The organism is Pseudidiomarina piscicola, from assembly GCF_902806985.1.
In the GTDB taxonomy this organism is placed as follows: Bacteria; Pseudomonadota; Gammaproteobacteria; order Enterobacterales; family Alteromonadaceae; genus Pseudidiomarina; species Pseudidiomarina piscicola.
The window spans coordinates 197746-222469 of record NZ_CADCXY010000001.1 but is presented as its reverse complement, the minus strand read 5'-3'; the positions used below and the strand labels follow the sequence as shown (position 1 = coordinate 222469).

The 24724-nt window shown below is 50.2% G+C and carries 23 protein-coding genes, 5 tRNA genes and 1 pseudogene; 14 read left to right on the top strand and 15 right to left on the bottom strand.

The window, feature by feature from the left end; translation table 11 throughout:
* Window positions 1-36 precede the first annotated feature (36 nt).
* From PSI9734_RS01105 to hemA, 10 genes and pseudogenes are all read right to left on the bottom strand, one after another.
* Window positions 37-2340, bottom strand: a complete 2304-nt coding sequence (locus PSI9734_RS01105; RefSeq protein WP_173919272.1) for an acyl-CoA dehydrogenase — start codon at window positions 2338-2340, stop codon at window positions 37-39.
* Between the two features lie 77 nt (window positions 2341-2417).
* Window positions 2418-3044 (bottom strand): TetR family transcriptional repressor PsrA, encoded by a 627-nt coding sequence (gene psrA, locus PSI9734_RS01100; RefSeq protein WP_173919271.1) that lies wholly within the window; start codon window positions 3042-3044, stop codon window positions 2418-2420.
* Window positions 3045-3132: 88 nt separating this feature from the next.
* A complete protein-coding gene (gene kdsA, locus PSI9734_RS01095) occupies window positions 3133-3981 on the bottom strand; it encodes a 3-deoxy-8-phosphooctulonate synthase (protein WP_173919952.1) in 849 nt (282 codons plus the stop codon).
* Between the two features lie 12 nt (window positions 3982-3993).
* Entirely contained in the window at window positions 3994-5244 is a 1251-nt protein-coding gene (locus PSI9734_RS01090; RefSeq protein ID WP_173919270.1) for a DUF819 family protein, read from the bottom strand.
* Window positions 5245-5289: 45 nt separating this feature from the next.
* Complete coding sequence (locus tag PSI9734_RS01085; protein WP_173919269.1) at window positions 5290-6111, bottom strand: tetratricopeptide repeat protein; 822 nt, start codon at window positions 6109-6111, stop codon at window positions 5290-5292.
* A 12-nt stretch (window positions 6112-6123) separates the two neighbouring features.
* Window positions 6124-6501, bottom strand: a complete 378-nt coding sequence (locus tag PSI9734_RS01080; protein ID WP_246194671.1) for a SirB2 family protein — start codon at window positions 6499-6501, stop codon at window positions 6124-6126.
* An 89-nt stretch (window positions 6502-6590) separates the two neighbouring features.
* Window positions 6591-7100: pseudogene (locus PSI9734_RS01075) on the bottom strand (response regulator); the annotation flags it as partial.
* 7 nt (window positions 7101-7107) lie between these two features.
* Window positions 7108-7989 carry a peptide chain release factor N(5)-glutamine methyltransferase gene (prmC, locus tag PSI9734_RS01070; RefSeq protein WP_173919268.1) on the bottom strand — a complete coding sequence of 294 codons (882 nt, stop codon included), beginning with the start codon at window positions 7987-7989 and terminating at the stop codon, window positions 7108-7110.
* Window positions 7989-9080, bottom strand: a complete 1092-nt coding sequence (prfA, locus tag PSI9734_RS01065; RefSeq protein ID WP_173919950.1) for a peptide chain release factor 1 — start codon at window positions 9078-9080, stop codon at window positions 7989-7991. Before prfA ends, prmC begins: the two co-directional genes overlap by 1 nt.
* A 15-nt stretch (window positions 9081-9095) precedes the next feature.
* Entirely contained in the window at window positions 9096-10358 is a 1263-nt protein-coding gene (hemA, locus tag PSI9734_RS01060; RefSeq protein WP_173919267.1) for a glutamyl-tRNA reductase, read from the bottom strand.
* Window positions 10359-10453: 95 nt separating this feature from the next.
* Here hemA and lolB point away from each other — a divergent pair, with 95 nt between their 5' ends.
* From lolB to ychF, 6 genes are all read left to right on the top strand, one after another.
* Window positions 10454-11083, top strand: a complete 630-nt coding sequence (lolB, locus tag PSI9734_RS01055; protein WP_173919266.1) for a lipoprotein insertase outer membrane protein LolB — start codon at window positions 10454-10456, stop codon at window positions 11081-11083.
* Window positions 11071-11952: a 4-(cytidine 5'-diphospho)-2-C-methyl-D-erythritol kinase gene (ispE, locus tag PSI9734_RS01050; RefSeq protein ID WP_173919265.1), complete on the top strand. Its 882-nt coding sequence runs from the start codon at window positions 11071-11073 to the stop codon at window positions 11950-11952. Before lolB ends, ispE begins: the two co-directional genes overlap by 13 nt.
* An 8-nt stretch (window positions 11953-11960) precedes the next feature.
* Window positions 11961-12908, top strand: coding sequence for a ribose-phosphate pyrophosphokinase (locus PSI9734_RS01045; protein WP_173919264.1), 948 nt, complete (start codon window positions 11961-11963; stop codon window positions 12906-12908).
* 126 nt (window positions 12909-13034) lie between these two features.
* Window positions 13035-13709 (top strand): 50S ribosomal protein L25/general stress protein Ctc, encoded by a 675-nt coding sequence (locus PSI9734_RS01040; RefSeq protein ID WP_173919263.1) that lies wholly within the window; start codon window positions 13035-13037, stop codon window positions 13707-13709.
* A 7-nt stretch (window positions 13710-13716) separates the two neighbouring features.
* Entirely contained in the window at window positions 13717-14310 is a 594-nt protein-coding gene (gene pth / locus PSI9734_RS01035; protein WP_173919262.1) for an aminoacyl-tRNA hydrolase, read from the top strand.
* A 1-nt stretch (window position 14311) separates the two neighbouring features.
* On the top strand, window positions 14312-15403 hold the full coding sequence (ychF, locus tag PSI9734_RS01030) for a redox-regulated ATPase YchF (RefSeq protein ID WP_173919261.1): 1092 nt from the start codon (window positions 14312-14314) through the stop codon (window positions 15401-15403).
* Window positions 15404-15484: 81 nt separating this feature from the next.
* On the opposite strand, the gene PSI9734_RS01025 is transcribed toward ychF, so the two are convergent.
* Genes PSI9734_RS01025 through PSI9734_RS01010 form a run of 4 tightly spaced genes read right to left on the bottom strand, consistent with a single transcriptional unit; the run spans window position 15485 to window position 19718 of the window.
* Entirely contained in the window at window positions 15485-15910 is a 426-nt protein-coding gene (locus PSI9734_RS01025; protein ID WP_173919260.1) for a group I truncated hemoglobin, read from the bottom strand.
* A gap of 26 nt (window positions 15911-15936) precedes the next feature.
* Window positions 15937-16794, bottom strand: a complete 858-nt coding sequence (locus tag PSI9734_RS01020; RefSeq protein ID WP_173919259.1) for a DUF3034 family protein — start codon at window positions 16792-16794, stop codon at window positions 15937-15939.
* Complete coding sequence (locus PSI9734_RS01015) at window positions 16781-19069, bottom strand: putative bifunctional diguanylate cyclase/phosphodiesterase (protein ID WP_173919258.1); 2289 nt, start codon at window positions 19067-19069, stop codon at window positions 16781-16783. The genes PSI9734_RS01020 and PSI9734_RS01015 overlap by 14 nt, the downstream gene beginning before the upstream one ends.
* Window positions 19059-19718 (bottom strand): methylamine utilization protein, encoded by a 660-nt coding sequence (locus PSI9734_RS01010; RefSeq protein ID WP_173919257.1) that lies wholly within the window; start codon window positions 19716-19718, stop codon window positions 19059-19061. The genes PSI9734_RS01015 and PSI9734_RS01010 overlap by 11 nt, the downstream gene beginning before the upstream one ends.
* 81 nt (window positions 19719-19799) lie before the next feature.
* Between PSI9734_RS01010 and PSI9734_RS01005 the strand changes: the two genes are divergently transcribed.
* The 7 genes from PSI9734_RS01005 to PSI9734_RS00975 all read left to right on the top strand — a co-directional run bounded on the left by PSI9734_RS01005 (window position 19800) and on the right by PSI9734_RS00975 (window position 22522).
* A complete protein-coding gene (locus PSI9734_RS01005) occupies window positions 19800-21194 on the top strand; it encodes a class II fumarate hydratase (protein WP_173919256.1) in 1395 nt (464 codons plus the stop codon).
* 10 nt (window positions 21195-21204) lie between these two features.
* Window positions 21205-21873, top strand: coding sequence for an SDR family oxidoreductase (locus PSI9734_RS01000; RefSeq protein WP_173919255.1), 669 nt, complete (start codon window positions 21205-21207; stop codon window positions 21871-21873).
* 155 nt (window positions 21874-22028) lie between these two features.
* Window positions 22029-22105 (top strand) — tRNA-Met (locus PSI9734_RS00995).
* A gap of 18 nt (window positions 22106-22123) precedes the next feature.
* A tRNA-Leu gene (locus tag PSI9734_RS00990) sits at window positions 22124-22208 on the top strand.
* Window positions 22209-22246: 38 nt separating this feature from the next.
* A tRNA-Gln gene (locus PSI9734_RS00985) sits at window positions 22247-22321 on the top strand.
* Between the two features lie 23 nt (window positions 22322-22344).
* Window positions 22345-22419: transfer RNA gene (locus PSI9734_RS00980), tRNA-Gln, on the top strand.
* A 16-nt stretch (window positions 22420-22435) separates the two neighbouring features.
* Window positions 22436-22522 (top strand) — tRNA-Leu (locus tag PSI9734_RS00975).
* Between the two features lie 58 nt (window positions 22523-22580).
* Here the strand turns inward: PSI9734_RS00975 and PSI9734_RS00970 are convergent.
* Window positions 22581-23717 carry an FAD-dependent oxidoreductase gene (locus PSI9734_RS00970; protein WP_173919254.1) on the bottom strand — a complete coding sequence of 379 codons (1137 nt, stop codon included), beginning with the start codon at window positions 23715-23717 and terminating at the stop codon, window positions 22581-22583.
* A gap of 119 nt (window positions 23718-23836) precedes the next feature.
* On the opposite strand from PSI9734_RS00970, the gene PSI9734_RS00965 reads away from it, so the two are divergent.
* Window positions 23837-24721, top strand: coding sequence for a DMT family transporter (locus tag PSI9734_RS00965; RefSeq protein ID WP_173919253.1), 885 nt, complete (start codon window positions 23837-23839; stop codon window positions 24719-24721).
* The last annotated feature ends 3 nt before the right edge of the window (window positions 24722-24724 follow it).

Genomic DNA, 24724 nt, shown 5'->3' with positions numbered 1-24724 from the left:
AGCTTAACCCTGAGTAGAGAAAACCTGAACGTTCGCCTACTTGGCGAACGTTCTTTTTTCCAGGGTTCCAGGGGCAAATTGATCAACCCCAATCGCGGCGATCCGCAACTGTTCCACTTTTTTCATGCTTTTCGCTTCATCAGCACTTAAAAGCTCAGCTTTACGTGCCGCTTTTATCAGCTCGTCGCCCGCCAGATCTGCTGGGATCTCACCGCGCTTTTCAGCTTTTTTCAGACGTTTGTAGATCGACTCGTGTGCTTTCATCGCAGTAAATGCGAGCTCCATATGCCCGGTCATGTCTTTTGCATCGTCTTTCCAATAACATAAGAACGTATGCCGATCACGGGTCACACCTGGTTCCATCATGCTATCCGCAATGCCTTGAGATACTTGGTCCTGCGGCGCTTTGTAGCGAATACCAAAGGGGAAGATAGCCACACGTAAGCTCCATGCGATGGCACGATTCGGGAAGTTCGCAAAGAAGCCATTAAAGGCCGCCCCAATTTTATTTAGATGCTGCTCTAAAGCGTATTCAACAAACACCAAGTCGCCACTCTGACGGCCGTCATCTTCATAACGCTTCAGCACTGCTGACGCCATATATAAATGGCTTAAAATATCGCCTAAGCGAGCAGACAGCATTTCCTTGCGCTTCATATCGCCGCCTAACACCAACATTGCCACATCCGCCGTTAACGCCAACGCACGACTCATACGCGTCAATTGTTGATAGTAGCGCGCCGTTGGACCGCTAATCGGGCTAGCGTTAAAGCGAGCTCCTGAAAGGCCCATCCAGAAACTGCCAAAGAAGTTGCTCGCGGCAAAGCCGATATGTTTGATCAGCAATTCGTCAAAATCACGCAAGCCTTGTTCTTCATCAGGGTTCGCCGCTGCTTCCATTTCTTTTAATACATACGGGTGACAACGGGTGGCGCCTTGACCAAAAATCATCAAGTTACGGGTTAAAATATTCGCCCCTTCAACGGTGATAGACACCGGTGTCGCCATATAGCCATGTCCTAAGTAGTTTTTCGGACCTAGCTGAATGCCTTTACCTGCGTGCACATCCATTGCCGCCTCGATCACTTCGCGTCCCATTTCGGTCATGTGGTACTTAGTCATGGCGGTGATCACCGATGGACTCTTACCTTCGCATAAAGCGGCAACCGTTAAACGGCGCATCGACTCAATGGTGTAGTTGGTACCGCCGATACGCCCCATTGCTTCTTGTACCCCTTCGAACTTACCTATCGGCAAGCCGAATTGCTGACGTACGTAGCTGTAAGCGCCGGTCATGCGCTGTGCTAAATGGCCCGTGGCGGTTGCTAATGCCGGTAATGAAATACCGCGGCCCGCCGACAAGCATTCCATCAACATGCGCCAGCCTTTACCGGCATAGTCTTGACCGCCGATAATCCAATCTAACGGAATGAAGACATCCTTACCGTAAGTGGTACCGTTCATAAAGGCTTGATTCAACGGCAAGTGACGCTCACCGGTCTCAACGCCTTCATGGTCAGTCGGAATCAACGCACAAGTAATACCGATATCTTCTTGCTCACCTAATAAACCGTCTGGGTCGTACATTTTAAACGCCAAGCCCAACACCGTCGCAACCGGTGCAAGGGTGATGTAGCGTTTGTCCCAATTCAAGCGAATACCCACCACTTCTTTACCTTCGTGGGCGCCCTTACAGATAATACCGGTGTCAGGAATAGCGCCCGCATCCGAGCCCGCTTCCGGTGCAGTTAAGGCAAAACATGGAATATCCGTTCCGTCGGCTAAGCGCGGTAGCCAGTAATTCTTCTGCTCGTCGGTACCATAGTGAGTAAGTAGCTCACCTGGGCCCAGCGAGTTTGGTACCATCACCGATACTGCTGCGCTAATAGAGCGCGTGGCAATGCGTGAAACAATGTGTGAATTTGCCGCAGGCGAAAAATCAAGACCACCGAACTCTTTGCCGATGATCATCGCAAAAAATTTCTCTTTACGAATAAAGTCCCATACTTTTTTGGGCATATCACAATCTTGCTGCACAATTTTAAAATCATCCAGCATTGCCAACAGCTGTTCTAACTGGTCATCAATGAACGCTTGTTCTTCGTCGGTAAACTGCGGCGGTTTAGCTTGGTGAAAGCGATGCCAATCAGGGCGGCCACTGAATAATTCAGCGTCCCACCATACATCACCAGCCGTCATAGCTTCACGTTCGGTATTCGAAAGTGGTGGCAGTACGCGTTTAAAGAACCCAAACATAGGGCGACTGATTAAGCTTCGACGGATTTCTTTCACCGCGAATAGCAGCACTACGGCAACAACTAATAGAATGAGAATTTCCATAACCTACCCTTGTACTTGTGAACTTGTGTACTTGTGAACGTCAATACAACGCAAAATGAGTCAGTAAAGCTTTCCAGCTATGCGGCATCTACTCCACCCGCTAAAAATGGGATGAGTCGATCAATTACCTGCTCCGCTGCAACGGCTTCGCCAAAGTCGGCCGCCGCAATTTCTCGTAACGCAGGTCCAGAAACCTGAGCAAAAACCGTTGCCCCCAACACAAAGTGTAGACGCCAAAACATATCTACGGGACTTAGTTGCGGATTCGCTTGATGAAGAGTTTCTAATAATAGCGCCATCACTTCGCCAAAATGCTCCATGGTATAGCGCCGTAAGTGCCCTTGTATTTCGGCATAGGCAAACCCTAACAAGCTTAAAAACAGTGTCGGCCCATGTTTTTGAACTTGGCTTAGACCGCTTAAGGGTTCCCGGAAACAATCGAAAACATCGCGCGTATTGAAACTTTCTTGCTGGCCCAACTGCTGCAGTTTTGTTTGCAGTGCCGGCATAAACACTTCGAGGTAGCGTGCCATCACGGCTTGGATAAGTGCTTTTTTCGAGCCAAAGTGATAATTCACCGAAGCGAGATTTACGTCCGCCGCTGTGGTGATTTGACGAAGGGAGGTTTGCTCGAAGCCCTGTTCAGCAAACAGAGCTTCGGCTGCATTTAGAAGTTTGTCTTGAGTTGTCTCTCGTTTCGCCATCTCGTCACCGTTTAGAACATACATTTAAAACATGCGTTTTAATTTATAGTAAGTTCACACTAGGTGCAAGCGCTAGACAACTTCCGGGTTAACTATTTGAGGTATCAAGCACCTTGAAGTTTTTAACTAGTTCATCGACCGCTTGCATTTGCTGCAGATAAGGCTCGAGTTTAGCCAATGGTAACGCACATGGACCATCGCATTTTGCTTCGTCTGGGTTCGGATGCGCTTCAATAAATAAGCCTGCTAGGCCTAATGCCATACCAGAACGCGCCAGAACCGCCGCTTGTGCACGACGTCCGTCGGCAGAGTCTGCACGACCACCTGGGCGCTGCAAGGCATGAGTGGCATCGAACATCACCGGCGCCATATGGCGCATCTCATCCATACCGAGCATATCAACAACTAAGTTATTGTAACCAAAGCTACTTCCACGCTCGCACAGAATGACCTCACGATTACCCGCTTCGGCAAACTTCTTCAGGATATGTCGCATTTCATGAGGCGCCAAAAACTGTGGTTTTTTAACGTTGATAACCGCCCCTGTTTCCGCCATTGCGACGACCAAATCGGTTTGTCTGGCAAGGAAAGCCGGCAACTGCAAGATATCTGCAACTTCCGCGACCGGCTTCGCCTGGTAGGGTTCGTGCACATCAGTAATAATCGGTACATTAAAGGTACGCTTGATTTCAGCAAAGATCTCAAGCCCTTTATCAAGGCCCGGACCACGGTACGAATGCACCGAAGAACGATTGGCTTTATCAAACGACGCTTTAAAAACGAATGGGATACCCAAGCGTTGGGTCACTTCAACATAGTGCTCGGCAATTTGCATCGCTAAATCGCGCGATTCCAACACGTTCATGCCACCGAACAAAACGAACGGCAAGTGGTTTCCCACTTGCACATCGCCAATTTTAATCGTTTGCGTATTAATCACAGTTAGTCCTTAGCCTGTCGCGATCACACGAAGGATCTGCCCACAAATATAGGCCATATAAGTACCGAGCGCATAGCCCATGACCGCCAACAACACACCGACAGGTGCCAATGACGGATGAAATGCTGACGCCACCACTGGCGCCGAAGCAGCTCCACCCACGTTGGCTTGGCTGCCTACCGCCATGTAAAACACTGGCGCTTTCAGTAAGCGGGCAACAATCAGCATCATACCGGCGTGGATAAGCATCCAAATGGCGCCAATTAAGAAATATTTCGGCACTTCCACGATAGCGCTTACATCCATATGCAAGCCAATGGTGGCAACAAGAATATAGACGAACAATGAGCCTATTTTCGAAGCGCCAACGCCCTCAAGCTTGCGAGCTGGAGTGAACGACAACGCCACACCTAAGGTGGTGGCGATAACAATCAACCAGAAAAACTTCTTATCTAAACTAAAGTCAGCAAGCGCTGGAACATTATTGCCAATATAAGGCGCAATAATATCAGCACCAAAATGGCCAAGGCCTGCAACACCAAAGCCGACCGCCAAAATAAAGATTAAATCTGGTAACTTCGCTTCGCGACGATGTTCAGACTCATATTTTTCGATACGCTCTTTGATGCTTTCAATCGCACTGGTGTCGGCACCAATACCCGCATCAATCTTTTTGCTGTTCGCCGCCATGTAGAGCAGCACTGCCATCCAAAGGTTGGCAACGATGATATCAACCGTCACCATAGCCGAGAATATCTCGCCACCTACTTCATAAACTTCTTTCATGGCGGCTTGGTTAGCCCCACCACCGATCCAACTACCGGCAATGGTTGTCATGCCGCGCCACACGGCCTCAGGGCCCGCACCACCAAGCATTTCAGGGAAGATCATCGACACCAATAACAGCGCGATAGGCCCACCTATAACAATACCGACGGTACCGGTCAAAAATAGAATCAACAACTTTGGCCCAAGTCGTAAGATAGCTTTTAAGTCTAAGCTTAAGGTAAGTAATACCAAACAGGTGGGTAACAGATAATCCATCACTAACGGATAGATACCAGTATTACTGCCATCAACAACGCCAAAGGTATTCAGTAACGACGGTACAAAGTAGCAAAGCAGTAATGCAGGTACCCACTGATAAAACTTTTTCCAGAATGAATGGGTACTTTGCTGCGTATAAAAAATAGCACCTAGAATAACGGCTAAAAGGCCGAAAATAATGCCATCGTTGGTAATTATAGGAGTTGCTTCCACGACTACCTCTTATTCTTGTTTTGGTGGATAGTTAGACCCACAGCATTAATGTAAAACCGTTTGCGGTGTGGTCCAGTTTTCAAGTTGTAAGCGCAATAATTGAGCGCTCGGATCATCAGGGCATTGTTCGACAAAGTATTGATAGTCATCAACCGCCACATGGTTACAATCAAGCTCTTCTAGAATGTAGCCACGATCACGGATTTCATAAGGGTCATCTGGCAATACCGCCAGCAACATGTGCACAGCGGTAAGGGCGTCGGCAAAACGGCGCTCGCTAATAAACGCATGTTTAAGCTCTGATAAATAGCGCACGATAATTATTTTTTGCTCTGCCGCTTCAAGCACTTCCCAACTGAAACTTTCGTTTTCTTCATCGTCTTCGTCGATGGCATCTTCGAAACGCTCTTGTACTTGTTGGTCGAGTAACAAGTCGCCACTACTTGGATCGACAAAGTAGCTACATTGCTCATGGTCAAAGCGCAATAACGGGTAACCAGGAAAATCAATCAGCTCTAACACTAAGCCATGGTACGACGCCGCTTCTTGCAGCAACAGCGCCAATGTTAGGGGTTCCCCAGTACGTAACCGAATCGCCCGGTCTAATAACACCCGCTTGCTGGTTAGCAACGGCTCTGGCGCTGTACTAAAACCAAGCTGGAAATAAAATTGCTTACACAGCTCACGCAGCCGCTCGACGCCGGCTTTGTCGGCCAAATCAGTGTTGTCTTTCAACGCATTAAGTTGCTGATAAAAAGAGCTTACGTAATGGTCGCTATCGCTATTGAAAACACGCCCTACCTCCCACACGATTTCAATGGTGGGAAGTAGCTCATGATCAACATGTTCAAGGTACGAAAACTGCATACAATCCTATTCTTAACCGATAAGTGCTTGCTTGGAAAAAGCAACGTGGAATAAAAAGCCTATCCAACCCAATGCGATAACAAAACCGCCATATCTGAAGGTTGCTGTGCTGGCTTTCATGGCCACTAAACCAAACAAAATGTAGCCAAATAGGCCCAATACTTTGTTACCTAACCATGCGGTTTGCCATGGCCACAACTGCCAATGGATCAACATTCCGATGATCGTTAGTAATAACAACGTATCAATCACGTGCGGAACTATTTTTACCCATTTCTGTTGCGCGACCTTGGCATCGATGCACCGCCAGAAAAAACGCAGCACGAATAATAACACACTTAGCACTACAAAAGTGACGTGGAGATGTTTCAAAGCTTCAAATGGAATCACGTGTTGTCCTCTTCTTGCTGTTGTTGTTGTACCGCATGCCACGCTTGCGGATAGTTGTTTTTAAGTAGGTTCATAACCTGATCTAGGCGCTGTTGCAGCTGAGTCCGTTGCTGTTCAACCTGCATAATATCGCGGTATGAGCGTAACGCAGACATGATACTGGTAAAGAGCTTCTGTGAGGTCAGTTCGGTTTTCGCTTTATAATCATTAATATCATAATTGGTGACCACGGCTCGCTCTGGCGCTTGTCCGGGCTGCCCGGTACGCAAAATAATCCGCGTTCGTTGATTGTTGCAGTCGCGGCGAATAAAGTTTGCCACATTTAAGCCGGCATCGTCGGTTTCCATCACCACATCTAACAAGGCGATGGCTAAATCAGGGTGTTGTTTAATTTGCGCTTTGGCCTCGACCAGCGAGTGCGCACTGATAAATTCCAGCCCTGCCCCCTCGAAGGTAAGATCCATTAACGCCAAACGCGTCACCGCATGCACTTCTTTTTCATCGTCAACGATCAGCAGCTTCCACTTGGTTTTGCTTGGCGCAGTACCTGCAGGTGTCGGCTCCTGTGATTCGTTGGCAAATATAAAATCGCTCGCCATAGTCAACTTATCTCCCTGTTTGCTGCTGCAGTGCGGGCCACTGAGCGAAACTAATGCGCTCCAGATTAGCATAATCTCTCGCACTCGCCACCGACGTGTAGCCGTTAGATTTAAATTGCTGTTGACACACGTTTGCTTGTTGCCAGCCGTGCTCAAGTAACAGCCAACCGCCAGGTTTTAGAAAGCCGCGGGCCTGCGCGATAATAAAGCTAAGATCCGCGCAACCATGGTCGCCGGCCACCAGCGCTGTGCGCGGTTCGAAGCGCACATCACCTTGGTCTAAATGAGGATCATCTTCGGCAATATAGGGCGGGTTTGAAACAATACAATCAAACCCTTCTTCGGGGGCGGAAGATAAAGCAGCAAACCAATCGCTTTGCTGTATCGTTACCGCTAAATTGAGTTGTTGTGCATTACTTCGAGCCAAGTCTACGGCGGCCGCAGACTGGTCCACGGCGGACACTTGCCACGCTGGTCGCTCAGACTTCAACGCCAACGCAATAGCGCCGGTTCCTGTGCCCAGGTCCAGCACCTTTGCCTGTTCGGGCAGTTCTAGTTGCAAGGCTTGGGCCACTAAAATCTCAGTATCCGGACGCGGAATTAAGGTACTGCCATCGACTTTTAGCTCGAGCGACCAAAACTCTCGCGTGCCCAATAGGTGAGCGATCGGCTGGCCCTCTTTGCGACGCGCAACGTAGGTTCGATAGCGCTGGAGTTGGCTGGTCTCTAACTCACGTTCCGGCCACGTATGCAAATAGGTACGCGTCTGTTGCAGCACCTCAGCTAACAATACCTCGGCATCTAACCGAGGCGTGGTACTCGCACTAAGTTCACCTTGCGCCCATTGCAGCGCAGCGGTGATTGACAGCGCTGTGGGTAACATGGTCATTAATTTTGCGATTCTGCCAATGCAGCTAATTGATCTGCTTGGTGCTCTTGCACAATGGCATCGAGTATTAAATCGAGTGTGCCATTTAAGACTTCATCTAGGCGATATAAGGTCAAGTTTATTCGGTGATCACTGACCCGCCCTTGTGGGTAATTATAGGTACGAATACGTTCCGAGCGATCACCGCTACCGACCAGACTACGGCGGGTTGATTGCTCTTCTTGTTGGCGTTTTTCGTCGGCTTGCTTTTGCAAACGAGCTTGCAACACAGACATCGCTTTCGCGCGGTTTTTATGCTGCGAACGTTCATCCTGACATTCCACGACTAACCCTGACGGTAAGTGGGTCAAGCGAATGGCGGAGTCGGTACGGTTAACGTGCTGACCACCGGCCCCTGACGCGCGAAAGGTATCGACGCGCAAATCCGCTGGGTTGATTTCAATCGCTTCCGCTTCTGGCACTTCGGGCAGAATCGCCACCGTACAAGCTGAGGTATGCACCCGCCCTTGGGATTCAGTTTCTGGCACCCGTTGCACACGATGGCCGCCAGATTCAAACTTCATACGCCCATAAGCGCCGTCACCCGACATATGTGCGATGACTTCTTTGTAACCACCGTGCTCGCCTTCGTTGGCATTAACAATGCTCACCTTCCAGCCATGTTGTTCAGCATAGCGGCTATACATACGGAACAAGTCTCCGGCAAAAATCGCCGCTTCATCGCCACCGGCCCCAGCGCGTATCTCTAGGTAACACGGATGGTCATCGTTAGGGTCGCGCGGCAGTAATAAAATTTGTAATTGCTGTTCGAGCTGTTCTTGTTTGGTTTTCGCTTCGTCAAGCTCAAGTTGGCCCATTTCGCGCATCTCGGCATCGTCTTCAGCTAGCATTTCTTCAGCTGCTTGGGCATCTTCTTGTACTTGTTGGTAATCACGAAAACATTTTACGACTTCTTCCAGCTGAGAATACTCTCTTGAAAGTGCTCGAAAACGGTCTTGATCGGCAATCACGCCAGGATCACTAAGTAAGTGCTGAACTTCTTCATAACGTTCAAGCAACGCTTCGAGCTTACGGGTAATGGAAGGATTCATCATTGCTAAGAAACCTTAGTCGTTATCATTATAGATTTGTTGAAATAAGGCCAAGGTTTGAAAGTCACCTTTCGCCCCGGCGTCACGCATCATCCGCGTGGGTGCGTGTAAGAATTGGTTGGTGAGGCGCTGACTAAATTCCGCCAATACATCTTCCGCTGACTTGCCCGCCGCAAGTTGGTTACGGGCACGTTGCAGTTGATCCTGTGCCAGTTGTTCTGTTTGCTGTCGAAAGCTCCGCAACACGTCGACATGGTCCAGTGTGCGTAACCACTGCACAAAACTCTCAGTTTGTTCACTGATCATCGACTGTGCTTGACTTGCCGCTTCTTCACGATTGCGAATATTTTCTTCAATAATGCCCTGTAAATCATCTACCGTATACAAATAGGCATCGTTTAAGTCATTCACTTGCGCTTCAATATCACGCGGTACAGCTAGGTCGATCAGCAGCATAGGTTTACGGCGGCGCTGCTTCAGCGCACTTTCGATCAAGCCTTTACCAATAATAGGCAAGGTGCTTGCCGTCGAGCTAATCACGATATCAGCCTGCGGCAACAGTTCCGGTAACTCGCCGAGCGTATGCGCTTGCCCACCAAATTTGGTTGCGACTGCCTCGGCTCGCACAAGGGTGCGGTTAGCGACCGTTAGGCGCTGTACGCCAATCTCGGTAAGATGCTGAGCGACCAACTCTGCGGTATCACCAGCGCCTACCAACAACACCGAGGCCTGTGCTAAATCGGCAAAAATATGGCGCGCCAAATTCACTGCAGCAAAAGCCACCGAAACCGCGTTTTCGCCCACGGCTGTTTCACTACGAACACGTTTGGCAATATGAAAACTTTGCTGAAACAGCCGCTCTAAAATACCGCCAACACTGGCTTGGTTTTTAGCAAATTGGTACGCTTGCTTCACTTGCCCGAGAATTTGTGGCTCACCTAATATAAGTGAATCAAGACCACTTGAGACACGCATTAAGTGTTGAATTGCATCGGCGTCGGTGTGGCAGTAACTGTGTTCTTGCAACAACGTTGCCGAAGCACCGTGGTAGCCCGCCAACCAGCCCAGTAACAAGTCACTGGAAGGGCCATCTTTGCTGTCGCCATGACAATAAATTTCCGTGCGATTACAGGTCGACACGATGACCGCTTCGCGCACGCCTGTCTGCTCGCGCAAAGCTGGCAACGCCTGATGCAGTTGCTCAGGAGAGAAGGCTATTTGCTCACGCAAATCAACCGAAGCGGTTTTATGGTTAACACCGAGTGCAAAAATAGTCATAATGAAAAGTAAGCGAGCCTCTGGCACTGCAAATCGCCGCTAATTGTACGTGAAAGGCGGGATGATGAAAAGCACACCAACTGTGGGAAAACTTGATGAAAGTACGCATATTGCTGTTGTTGGCCCTACTTCTGAGCGGTTGTGCGGCACCGCCGAAGGAAATTTCAGAGCGTGCCGTTGATCGCAATGCCGTCGAACGGCACCAAACCACCCTTCAGCAACTTAACGACTGGACCTTACGGGGCCAAATTGCCTTGTTTAATTTGCGCGACGATGAGCGCGACGCTGTTTACCTCGAATGGCAGCACTCAACTACCCGAACTCACATGCGCTTTTACCATCCACTTAAAGGCACTTTGGCACGGCTTGAACAAGATGCCAGTGGCGCCACCTACGTTGCTGCCGACGGTCAGGCCTTTTATGGCCAAACTGCAGAACAGCTCGTGACGCGACTGTTCGGTTACCAATTACCACTCGAATTACTGACTCAGGTCATCATTGGACGCCAACCACCTGGCGCGCAACAGTTGCGTTACCAACTGCACCCGATGGAACCACACCAAGTAGCAGCACTCAGTAGTTATAGCGTCGCTCGCCAAGCGCAAACCTGGCAGGTCAACTTAACTGCTTACCAGCCTACGCAACACTTATTACTGCCCCATCAGGTTGAGCTCACAAGCGCCGCCTGGCGCATCAAAATAAAGGTAAAACAGTGGAAACTTTAGTGCTACCGGCCCCCGCCAAGCTTAATTTATTTCTGCATATCACCGGCCGCCGGGCCAATGGCTATCACGAATTGCAAACAGTTTTTCAATTCTTGGATCAGCACGACAGCCTAAGTTTTACTCGTTTAGTCGGCGCAACGATTGATTTTCAATGCTCAGACCCAGTACTCGCCAATCAAGATAATTTAGTGGTTCGTGCTGCCACCTTGCTACAACAGTGGGCCCAAGCTCACCAGCGTCAAGTGCAAGGGGTTCGTATTATTTTAGACAAGCGCCTGCCCTACGGCGGCGGTCTTGGTGGCGGTTCATCGGACGCCGCCACGACGCTCTTAGCGTTAAGGCAGCTTTGGGATTTGCCCATCAGCACCGCAGAGTTATGCGAACTAGGGCTAAGCTTAGGCGCGGATGTGCCAGTATTTGTCAATGGTCACGCGGCCTTTGCTACCGGTGTTGGTGAGCAACTGACCTCGGTAAGTCCGGCCAGCCCTTGGTATCTAGTGCTCGATCCCGGAGTCCACATCAGCACTGCGGCGATCTTCCAGCATCCTGACCTTCGCCGCGACTGTGCGCCCATTGCCAGTACCGAATGGCAAACCCAACAAACGCAAAATGTCATCGAGCCACTGGTCCGTCAATTGTATCCGGAAGTTGCCAAGGCCCTCGACTGGTTGGTAGAATACGCGCCAACTCGGCTGACGGGTACCGGAGCATGCCTTTTCGGATCATTTGAAAGCCAAGATGAGGCGCGCGCTGCGCTCGCAAGGATGCCCGCACAATGGACCGGATTTGTCGCGCGAGGCCTAAATGAATCCCCGGTCTGCCAGCTACTACGGCAGGCTTCAACTGACAACCTGACCAACCATGATTGAGGTTTAGTGTGCCTGACATGAAGCTATTTGCTGGCAACGCCACGCCAGAACTCGCCCAGAAAATCGCAGACCGACTGTTTATTAAGCTCGGTGACGCTGAAGTCGGCCGTTTTAGTGACGGTGAAATCAGCGTAATGATCAACGAAAATGTTCGCGGTTCCGACGTTTTCATTATTCAATCCACATGCGCGCCGACCAACGACAATCTGATGGAACTCATCGTCATGGTTGACGCTTTGCGCCGTGCATCTGCTGGCCGTATTACTGCGGTTATGCCGTACTTCGGTTATGCGCGACAAGATCGCCGTGTACGCTCAGCGCGCGTGCCGATCACTTCCAAAGTAGTTGCCGACTTCCTATCAAGTGTCGGCGTTGACCGCGTACTTACCGTTGACTTGCATGCCGAACAAATTCAAGGCTTTTTCGACGTACCCGTCGACAACGTCTTCGGTAGCCCAGTACTACTCGAACATTTGCGTAAGCAAGAATTTGATAACCCAGTGGTGGTTTCACCCGATATTGGTGGTGTTGTTCGTGCGCGCGCCGTTGCAAAATTACTCAACGACATCGATTTGGCGATTATCGACAAACGACGTCCACGCAGCAACGAATCACAAGTGATGCACATCATCGGTGACGTGCAAGACCGCGACTGCATTATTGTTGACGACATGATCGATACGGGCGGCACCTTATGCAAAGCCGCGGACGCACTCAAGGCGAATGGCGCGCGTCGGGTTTTCGCTTACGCAACGCACCCAGTGTTCTCGGGCAATGCCGAGAAGAATATCCGCGAGTCAAATATCGACCAAGTGGTTGTCACTGACAGTATTCCACTTAGTGCCGAAATGCGTAAGTTAGAAAAAGTTCACCAACTGACGCTCAGCGGTATGCTTTCTGAAGCGCTACGCCGTGTCAGCAATGAAGAATCGATCTCGGCAATGTTCGAGTATTGATTGAATTTCGAGGGTGGCAGTGGTACTATTCCGCGCCCTCGAAATTGAGTGAATTAATTTCAGGAAAGTGTCGGCTATTTGGTCGCGAATAACCGACTTATTTTTATTTAACGGAGACACTCCACTATGTCGACTATTGATTTTACTATTCAAGCAGAGCTGCGTAAGGATACAGGGAAAGGTGCGAGCCGCCGCCTGCGTCGCGCAGACAAAGTGCCTGCAATTTTGTACGGTGCGAACAAAGAAGCTGTTTCGCTAACCTTAGATCACAACAAAGTAAACAACATGGCGGATTACGAAGCTTTCTATTCGCACATTTTGACCTTGGTTGTTGATGGCAAAAAACATCAGGCTATCTTGAAAGATATCCAACGCCACCCGTATAAGCCAAAACTGACTCACCTTGACTTCCAACGTGTTGAGAAAGGTCAGAAACTGCATACTCACGTTCCATTGCACTTCTTGAACGAAGACACTGCAAAAGGCGTTAAAGACGAAGGCGGTGTTGTTGTTCACCACGTGAACGATGTGGAAATCAACGTGTTACCGAAAGACTTACCAGAGTACTTGGAAGTTGATATTGCCGCTCTTGAGCTGGGCCAAACCTTGCACTTAACTGACCTGAAACTCCCTAACGGTGTTGAACTGGTTGAGTTAACTAAAGGTGAAGACCACGACCAAGCTGTCGTCTCTATCACGGCTCCACGCGTTGAAAAAGAACCAGAAGTAGAAGCTGAAGAAGTTTCTGCCGAAGTTCCAACCGCTAAAGAAAGCGAAGAAGACAAGAAAGACGAAGAATAAGCTCGTCATGTCTGCAATTCGTTTGATCGTGGGCCTGGGTAATCCAGGCCCCGAATATTTGCAAACCCGCCATAACGCAGGCTTCTGGTTAGTCGAAGAGTTCGCTCGTCGGCACGGACAAAGCTTGCAACCTGAAACAAAATTCTTTGGTCACACAGCTCGTATTCAAAAAGGTCGTTGGGATGTTCGTTTAATTGAACCTATGACTTACATGAATAAGAGCGGCAAAGCTGTGGCGGCATTAGCGAATTTCTTTAAGATCCAGCCCGACGAAATACTGGTCGCCTACGACGAGCTCGACCTTCCCCCCGGTGTTGCTAAGTTTAAAACCGGCGGTGGCAGTGGTGGTCATAACGGCATTAAAGACATTACGGCTGCACTTGGCAGTCCGGACTTTCATCGCTTACGTATCGGTATCGGTCATCCTGGCCATAAAAGTAAAGTCACTGGCTATGTACTGGGGAAAGCCCCGGCAACGGACCAATATTTGATGGACGATACCATTACGCAAGCTTGCGCTAGCATTGAACTGTTGATCGATGGTGATATGCGCGCTGCACAACAGCAATTACACAGTTTCAAAGCACAGAGCGAGAATTAAAATGGGATTCAAATGCGGTATCGTGGGTTTGCCAAACGTTGGTAAATCGACCCTGTTCAACGCCTTAACCAAAGCTGGTATCGAGGCAGCCAACTTCCCTTTCTGCACCATTGAACCAAACACCGGTGTGGTGGCAGTTCCTGATGCCCGTTTAGATCAGCTCGCAGCCATCGTTAACCCGCAACGCACACTGCCAACCACCATGGAATTTGTTGATATTGCGGGGCTGGTTAAAGGTGCCTCAAAAGGTGAAGGCCTTGGCAACCAATTCCTTGCCAACATTCGTGAAACCGATGCCATCGGCCACGTTGTTCGCTGCTTTGAAAACGACAACATCGTGCATGTCTCAGGCAAAGTCGATCCGCAAGAAGACATTGACGTGATCAACACCGAGTTAGCATTGGCCGACCTTGATAGTGTTGAAAAAGCGATTCATCGCTTGTCGAAAAAAGCCAAAGGCGGCGATAAGCAAGCGGTCGCAGAAAGCAAAGTCTTAGAGAAGCTGCTACCCGCACTAGAAGAAGGCGAAATGGCACGTTCCGTAGCGTTAAGTTCCGACGAACGAGCCACTATCCGCTCTTACAACTTGTTGACGTTGAAACCAACCATGTATATTGCCAACGTCAACGACGATGGCTTCGAAAACAACCCATACCTAGACAAGGTTCGCGACATTGCAGCGAAAGAAGATGCCATCGTGGTACCTGTGTGCGCTGAAATCGAGTCTGAAATCGCAGAGCTCGATGACGAAGAAAAAGTAGAATTCATGGCAGACCTTGGCATTGAAGAGCCTGGCCTGAACCGCGTGATTCGTGGTGGTTATGAATTGCTGAACCTACAGACTTACTTCACCGCTGGTCCAAAAGAAGTGCGTGCATGGACGATTCCGGTGGGTGCAACTGCGCCACAAGCGGCAGGTAAAATTCATACCGACTTTGAAAAAGGCTTTATTCGTGCCGTCGTGGTTGCGTTCGACGACTACATAGCCCATAAAGGTGAACAAGGGGCGAAAGAAGCCGGTAAGCGCCGCGAAGAAGGTAAAGAGTATATTGTTAAAGACGGCGACGTTATTTTATTCCGCTTTAATGTCTAAGCGCGTCGGTAACTAACAAAACCACTGCTAAAGGCCACTTGAAAGTGGCCTTTTTTATTTGCGTATGAGGCCGAAAGGCTCTTACTGGCCAACAATCTCCCCATGGAGCTCAGCTAAGGTCGACAACAGGCGATTCTGCGTCGCGGTGGGTAACTGATGATGTTCCATCGCCTTAATAAGATTTTCCACAATCGCATTAAACTCACTGCGAGTAATGGCCATGCCTCGGTGTACTTCGACCATATCGGCACCGGTATAAGTGCAGGGCCCACCTGTCAGTTCACATAAGTGCTCACCCAACATGTGATGAAAACGCTCAATATCGACATTCCGAAAGTGTTCTATCACGCGCTCGTCTTCAGCGATCTCTAATACAAAGGTCGTCATTAATTCGTTGATACCTGCTCTTTCGCCAAGTTGCTGGTACAGGCTGTTACCGACCTGCGCCTGACACAACGGCTGCCATAGCACTATGGCTAAGATAATCGCGACGACATGCTTTTGCATAAACGGGTCTCTCTCTAACTATTCGATTAAAAGCTGATTTGCAACGATGCATAAGCACCGCTTTGATCCGGTAGGCCGGCGATACCTTTTAAGTCGGTATAAGCCACAACCATCGCCACCGACTTAGTCGGAAACCAGCCGACAAAGACATCTCGCCAATCGGACTCACGCGCAAAGCCTAAGTTGTCAGGTTTTTGCCGATACTCAACACCCAGCAACCAATGCCGATTCACAAACATCCCCAAACTCGCCTCACTCATGACTTGGTAATCATCATTTTGATCACCACCAAAGCCCAGCAGCCCCAACTGGTTGGCTTTCGTTGCCCGCAACGTTAGATTCGCCACCCAGGTTCGATCTAATGGCCCCGCCAGCCATGCTTTGGCCGCACTTAGGTAAATATCTGTACCGCTGTCGTGCTTCGCACCCACCGCTTGTGGCAGCGCAAACGTCGTATTGCGCTTATGTTGCACCCCGAGGCTCACCTGCGGCAGGTCGCCATACACCAGATCACCTAGCAGCCTAACTTTCAAACCATAAATCTGCTGCTTCAGATCACCTCCGATGGTATTAAGCCCCAACCGCTGTTGGGCATAACTAACTTCTATTCGGTTGCCATAGGTAAGGTTCAGGCTCTGCACGCCGAGCTGAAAGTCATCAACATCGGCAAAGTTAGCATTGACGGTGAATCCCCATTCCCCATCTTCTGCATAGCTGGCAGTGGTCGCCCAAGGAACAATACCGCCACCGCCTGAGCCTTCAATCGTGGTGACCGCCCCAGTGGCAAGCAACTTACCGTCATTGGCGTGAGCTACCGGCGCCACAACGAGTGCAACACCGAGCACTAGTGCATAGTTTTTTTGGCTAATTTTACGTCTCATCATGCCCTGCTTTGTTTGGTTCTGAGGATTGCAAAAAGCGACTGGCGTCAGTGCTTAACCAGTTTTCGAACTCAGTTGCGGCCAGTGGTCGACTGAAAAAGTACCCCTGTAAGGTGACACAGCCCATCGTTTGTAAAAGGCGCCACGCGGCTTCCTCTTCAACTCCCTCGGCAACTGTTTCGAGCTTCAATTGTCGCGCTAGCTCAAGCGTTGAGCGAACAATCACACGATCATTTTCGACGTCAGTTAATCCACGAATAAAGCTTTGATCGAGTTTCAGTTCATCTACCGGTAGATGTTTCAGTTGCGATAATGATGCGTAGCCAGTGCCATAGTCATCGAGCGCAATTTTCACGCCTAGCCGCCGCAGCTCAGTGAGTTGCTGCTGCGCCTGTTCCACATCGGCCATAACCGCGCTTTCGGTGACTTCAAGGGTTAAGGTTTCAGCGGGGAGGTGACGCTGCTGTAACTCAGCTTTAATAAAGCTAAGCCAACTGCTGTCCTGTAGGTCTTTTGCCGATAAGTTAATCGCCATTTGCAGCTTTCGCCCCTGCTCCAGCCAGTACTGTTGCTGATTGAGCGCCGCTTCGCAAACCCAACGCGTCACGGCGAGAATATCGCCTGATTGCTCAGCGAGCGGAATAAACTCATCAGGTCGTATCACACCTAGCTGCGGGTGCCGCCAACGTATAAGTGCTTCAGCACCGACCACAGTACCTGTTGCACAGTCAATTTTAGGCTGAAAGTGTAACTCCAATTTGCGTTCAGCGATGGCCTCTGGCAGTGCTTGTAGAATCTGTAAGCGGCGCATGTATTCTTCGTCGCTGCCATGGCTATACACCGCCATTAATTGCTTTGTAAATGCCGCTTGGCGCGCGGCTAATTGGGCGCGGCGCAGCAGCACATCAACTTCATCACCTTGCTCAGGATAATGTACTAATCCCGCTCGAAAATCGAGGCGATAGCGCGCATCGTCAACCAACCATGGCTTTGCAACCAAGCGGTGGAGGCGTTGCTGCAAGTTATCAACACTGACCTTTTCCGCGGTCGCTAGAATAAATTCGTCCCCCGCCAAGCGTGCGACAAAACAGTCATTGTTAAACTCGTCCTGCAGCCGCTGCGCAACCTGTTGCAAAATTTTATCGCCGAACCTTTGCCCCAACCGATCATTGAGTTCACGAAAGCGCGCAATATTAAGAATGAGCAGCCTGCCAGTTTTGCGACTTGCAAGCTCCCCCGTAAGGTACTGATGTAACGACTTACGGTTTGGTAAGTTGGTCAATAAATCATGTTCAAGCTGATACATAATACGCTGTTCACGTTCAGCAATGGCGCCCCGCATCGAATTGAACGCCTCGCCTAATCGGCCAAACTCATCACCCCGATCAAGCTCAATGCTGCCTTGGTAGTGCCCCTGCTGCAGCTCTGCTGCTGCCGCCGTTAAACGCATCAAAGGTTTATTAAAATGGCGCGCGGTCACCAAGGCTAATACGAGCGCCACCAACAGCGAGGCCAGCCCAAAACCAAAATACTGGGTGCGCAAGGTTCGGTACTCTTGAGTGGCTTCGCTGCGCGACGTGCTAACTAAAAGATGTATCGAACTAAAGTCAGACAAATGCCCAGCGAGAGCTTCGTCATTCAGCCAGCTTTCGACCCGTTCCTCTTGCGTGGCTGCAACCAGAGTTTGGCGCTGCGACGCTGGTAAGCTCGAGGCAAAAATATGCCCACTTTGCGCATCGAAAAATGTAATGTCGGCGTTCGTTAACTGTTTTAACGACTCGGCCAGCACATCATCAACAAGAAAGCCTTGGGTTGCATAGGCAATCACATCGGGCGCCCGCACGGGTACGGTGACGAGCTGGAACAACTCGTCATTAATGCGCCGAATACCTCGGTAATCGTTGATCGAGTTGCTGGCTGGCAGATCATGGGTACTTGCCAGTTGGGTTCCATCCGGGCGGTACAGCGCCATTAGTTGCGTGCCAATGCGCTCACCGTGATTGATCATCGCGGAAATTAATGTGGCTTGATCACCACTGGCGACCGCTTCACGAAAACCAAAATCATCGGCTAACACCTGTGCCGCTTGCGACAATTGCTCGCCGCGAATACTGATCAACTCACCGAGCACCCGCTCACTTACCGTGAGTTCGCGCTCAACTGTTAATTCTGCTTGGTTTTCCGTGGCCACAGTCACTGCGATTAAGGTCGCAATCAAAACGCTACCTGCTAAGCCAACAAAAAGCAGCAGCAGTCGCGCACGAAAGCTAGTTAACATTATTTTTCAGCCGGTTGAAGCGCTCTTGCAGTGGCGACGGCGGCGGTGGCATTTGCTGTTGTTGAGCAACCGCGAGTTGATAGTCAACGACCTTTTGGTCGGCAGCAATAGTTAGGTTGTGCTCTGCGGTAGTGCTGTCACCTAAACTGGGGTACCAAAAAAACAGCTCCGTTGCGCCTTCAGCAACCTCGAGAGTCACCTCACCTTGTGCGTTGGTTGTTAACGACTGCAAATGTGGGCTGACGTAAAGATAAGCGCGCATATGGTCATGAATATTGCAGCCCAACACCACAATACCTGCTTCTGGAAACGTGATAGTTGGTGCATTGCGGTTGCTGTACAACGGTAATTCAAATGGCCGGGTCGCGGAAAATGAATAAACCTGATGTCGAATATTATCGCTGTTTGGGAAATCGACGGCCATACCTGGGCGGATGGCGAGGATAAAGGGCGCAAACAAACGGTCGACTTGGTCCATCACCGCCGTTGCGCTGGCCTCACTTGCTGCCGGATGTTCGGTCGAGACGACGACTTGCGGCAAAGCCTCACCATTTTTATCGGTGACCCGCACCAGTATTTCCCGTGCTTGGCTGGCGTGCATCGAGAGCACCAGCAAAATAAAACCCGCAAGCATTTGAAAGTTACGCATCTGCACCCCATGCTTATTATTATTAAATCGTTTGACTGCATACGCGATTCGCAAACATGTCAGATCAATGAGGAGCCTAGAATGACCACTCGATTTCGTACCGAAAAAGATAGCATGGGAAGCATCGACGTACCAGAAGATGCGTTATGGCGCGCTCAAACTGAACGTGCGCGGCGCAACTTTAGTTTGAGCAAACTACGCTTCCCGACTCGCTTTATTCATAGCCTTGCGCAAATTAAGGCAGCGGCAGCGGCCGCCAATGGCGAGCTCGACCTACTCAATACCGAACAAGTGACAGCGATTCGCACAGCCGCTGATGCCATTATTGCTGAATCGAGTACTGAACAGTTTCCGTTAGATATTTTTCAAACTGGCTCGGGTACCAGCACCAACATGAATATGAATGAAGTTATTGCCGAGTCGATTCAACGCAATAACGGGCCTACTGTGCACCCGAATGACCATGTTAATTGCAGTCAAAGTAGCAATGACGTGATTCCTACTTGTATTCAAGTCAGCTGTGTACTGGCACTTACCGAGCAATGGCTACCGGCGATAGTGCACTTACAGAAAACCATTGAAGACAAAGCGCGTGAACTAGAGAATGTGGTAAAAACCGGCCGCACCCACCTTATGGACGCCATGCCTATTACCATGGCACAAGAGCTTAGAGCTTGGGGAACCCAACTGCACCATTGTCAAAGTAACGTCAATGAGGTTATCGAGCGCTTGCGTGCGCTGCCCCAGGGTGGCACCGCAGTCGGTTCTGGCATCAATGCCCCAGCCGCTTTTCGAAGCCTCTTCTGTCAGCAACTAAGTGCACGTGTCGGACAAAACTTTCGCCCTGCGGAAAATGCGTTTGCCGGTATTGCGGGGCAAGAACTAAGTCTTCAATTAGCCGGCGCGTTAAATAGCTGTGGCGCGGTACTCATGAAAATCAGCAACGATCTACGCTGGATGAATAGCGGTCCCCTGGCTGGCCTTGGCGAAATCGAACTACGAGCTTTACAACCGGGCAGCAGTATCATGCCCGGTAAAGTGAATCCGGTGATCCCGGAAGCTGTAGCGATGGTCGCGGCCCATATCGCGGGCAGTTACCAAACCATCGCCGTCGCCGCGCAGCAAGGCAACTTCCAACTTAACGTGATGCTGCCGGTGATCGCGCATCACTTGCTAGAGTCCATCGAAATTAGTAGCGAGGCCATGACCAGCCTTGCCGACCAGGCTATTGCTGATTTCCAAGTGAAGCATCAACGGTTAGAGCATGCTTTAGCGCGTAATCCAATTTTAGTCACGGCGCTTAACTCGGTTATTGGTTATAACCAAGCCGCAGCGATTGCCAAACGGGCCTATCAAGAACAGCGTCCAATTATTGAGGTCGCCGACGAAATGACCGAGCTCTCACGAAGTGAGCTTGAACAGTTACTCGACCCTGAACAACTTACCCACGGTGGCATTCCAGGCACCGCAGATTAAAGGAGAAACAATGAATTCTAAACATGTTGTCATTACCGGCGCGAATCGCGGCATTGGTCTTGCCCTAGCGCAACAGTTTCAGCAACGCGGCGACCAAGTAACCGCCGTTTGCCGCCAACCATCAGTCGAGTTAGAACAACTCGGGGTGGCCATTATTGATGGCATTGACGTGACTGATGCGGACGCACGGCGTTTATTAGCCGAGCGTCTTGACGGTGAAACCATCGATGTACTGGTAAACAACGCCGGGCTACTCGAAGGTGACGACTTTACAAGTTTTGATGAAGCAAGCATTCGCCGTCAATTTGAAGTCAATGCCATTGCGCCTTTGGCTCTTACCAGAGCACTAAAACCAGGCTTAACCAAGGGCAGTAAAGTCATCTTAATTACGTCTCGTATGGGCTCTATGGCCGATAACGGCTCTGGCGGGCAGTACGGCTACCGTATGAGTAAAGCCGCCCTGAATGCCGCGGGGGTGTCGTTAGCCAACGACTTTAATAGTGACGGAATTGCCGTTGCCATGTTGCATCCGGGCTATGTGCAAACCGAAATGGTTAATAATCGGGGCGATATTAGTGCCGCCGAAGCTGCCGGTCGTCTCATTCAACGCATGGATGAAGTGAATTTGGAAAGTTCTGGATGCTTTCGCCACAGCAATGGTGAAAAATTACCCTGGTAGACATCATCCACGTTGATAATTTAACCAAACTATCGGTTTTTTAATCAATCGCACACTTAAACGCGTATTTTTGCGAAAAAGAGGTTGACGCTAGAGCCCCTGATTTGCATAATACGCGCCGCACTCACCGAGCGCAGTTAGATAAATTTTGGTAAGGCTACGTAGCTCAGCTGGTTAGAGCACAGCACTCATAATGCTGGGGTCGCAAGTTCGAATCTCGCCGTAGCCACCAACCAAAATAATTGCATGGGCGGACGTGGTGGAATTGGTAGACACGCTGGATTTAGGTTCCAGTGCCTCACGGCGTGAGAGTTCAAGTCTCTCCGTCCGCACCAACCCTCTTCGGTCGAGCGCAAAGTTTTTAAGCCTAAGTTGGGGTATAGCCAAGCGGTAAGGCAGCGGGTTTTGATCCCGCCATTCCCAGGTTCAAATCCTGGTACCCCAGCCACTTAAAAGCTGTTTTCCGAGAGTTGGGGTATAGCCAAGCGGTAAGGCAGCGGGTTTTGATCCCGCCATTCTCAGGTTCAAATCCTGATACCCCAGCCACTCTCACCTGCTTGTTGCGGTGGTGGCGGAATTGGTAGACGCGCTAGCTTCAGGTGCTAGTGTCCGAAAGGACGTGAGGGTTCAAGTCCCTCCCTCCGCACCATCTAAACCATGGTGACCGTAGCAACGCATAGAACCGCCTTTCGGCGGTTTTTTTATGTCTAACTTTCACCCATCGCACGTTTAATAATACGCCGTTTCAAAGGTGTCAGTTTACTTACCGCAGCTAAGCCCGTCGCGACCATAGCGCGCGCAGCAAAATGTTTCGAGCGAAAACCATAGTGAATTGCATCCATGGCGCGCATCATCTGCTGATTGGTTGCCATTTGGCGCCGTTCATAGCTCCTTAACGCTTTATCTAAAGGTTTTTGCGCCAGCTCTTCGACGATTACCCGAACATCGGCAAAGCCGAGATTGACACCTTGCCCCGCCAACGGATGAATACTGTGCGCAGCGTCGCCAACCAAGGCAAGGCCCGCCTCTGCATCGACATAATGTAACGCGCGTTGACGCCGCAATGGAAAGCTACCATGACGCAGCAGTTCAAAAGTGCCAATCGCTGGCGTAAAGGTTGTTTCGAGCGCCTTGGCGACCTCCAGTGCATCGGCGCTGCGCCATGCTTGCTGGGACCGATAATCGATTAAGCACGCCAAGTGCTGGTCTAGGGGTAATAAGGCATAGGGGCCACACTCCCGAAACACTTCCCAAGTGGCACTCGGGATCGGCTGTTCGGTTTTAACGATGGCCAACAAACAACGCATGTCATAGTCCCAGCCGCGGCTACCAATTTGCGCCGCTTGCGCAACGGCTGATCCCGCGCCATCGGCGCCAAGCAAGAGGTCATAGTTCAGCTGTTGGCCATCGCTAAGATACACTTTGCGCTGCGCAATCGCATAACTCTCAACCTGCGTCTCCGATCTAATACTGACGTTCGGCAACTGTTGTAATTGCTGCCACATAGCGCGCACCAAGGCGTCGTTTTCGGCCATCACCCCAAGCTGTGATTGGTTCACCTCTGCCGCATTAAAATCGACCGACAAACCGTCTCGTGTGGTCACTCGCAAGGCATCATAGCGACGCACTTTGTTCGGTGCTAGAGAGTGCCATGCGCCTAACTGCTGTAGCCACTCAACATTGCGTTGGTGAATGGACGAAATTCGTAAGTCCCAAGCCTTGTCTGCTGGCTTGGCCGTTGGCGCCGCATTTCGTTCCAATAGTGTCACTCGGTAGCCTGCTTGTTGCGCCGCTAAGCCCGCAGCGGCACCAACGAGCCCAGCACCAACAATTACCACATGCATGGTGTTTACCTTATTCGGTCAATGTTGTGAGCATCATAAAAAATACCGCTCAAAGAATACAGTGTCTGATGCGAAAATGGTAACATAGCGGTTTCAATTGATTCGCTGATAAGGCTCTTATGGAGACTCCACAACGCACGGTGATCATTGCATCACTATTGGTGCTTGGGGCTGAACTTTGCTTTGCGAGCGTCAGCGCCCTAGTGAAATATCTAAGCACCGATGTACCTTCCGAGCAGTTAGTTTTTTTCCGCAGCTTAATGGCGTTTGTGGTGCTGTTACCCTGGCTCTGGCGCAAAGGCCCGGCAACCTTTAAGACCAAGGCCTGGGGCTTTCATCTGAGTCGCGGGGTGGCAGGCCTTGCCGCTATGTACCTGTTTTTCTATGCGATCGCGCACATTCCTCTCGCCCAAGCCACATTAGTATTGTTGCTGTCGCCCTTTTTGATCCCGGTGATCGGTCGCTTATGGCTGGCGGAAACGGTTTTACCGCAAACCTGGTTGGCCATTGCCATCGGTTTTATTGGCGTATTTATTTTTCTGAACCCGGTTGCCGCTGAATTATCTCCTATTATCGGTATCGCTTTTATTGCTGCAGCTCTTGCGGCTTTTACCAAAACCCTGATTCGGCAAATGTCGGCAACGGAGTCTTCGAGTAAAATTGTGTTTTATTTCTCAGCGCTTTCGACACTTCTATCGGGGCTGCCGTTAATTTGGTTGGGCCAGCCTATTGCCGCCGAGCATTGGTTTGGTATCGCTGCCATGGGTTTGTTAGCGGTGACTGGACAACTAAGTATGACCAAGGCGTTTTCGTTAGCCCCAGCGGCAAAAGTGGGCGTATTTACCTACAGCTCGGTTATTTTCGCCGCCTTTATGGGCTATTGGTTCTGGCACGAGCCGATTACCTGGCACATGTTGTTCGGCGCTGTGATCATCACTATTGCCGGCTATTTAGCGATTCGTACCCGCCGCAAAGCAGAAACCGGTGGCAAAGTTGGCAGTTGAGCG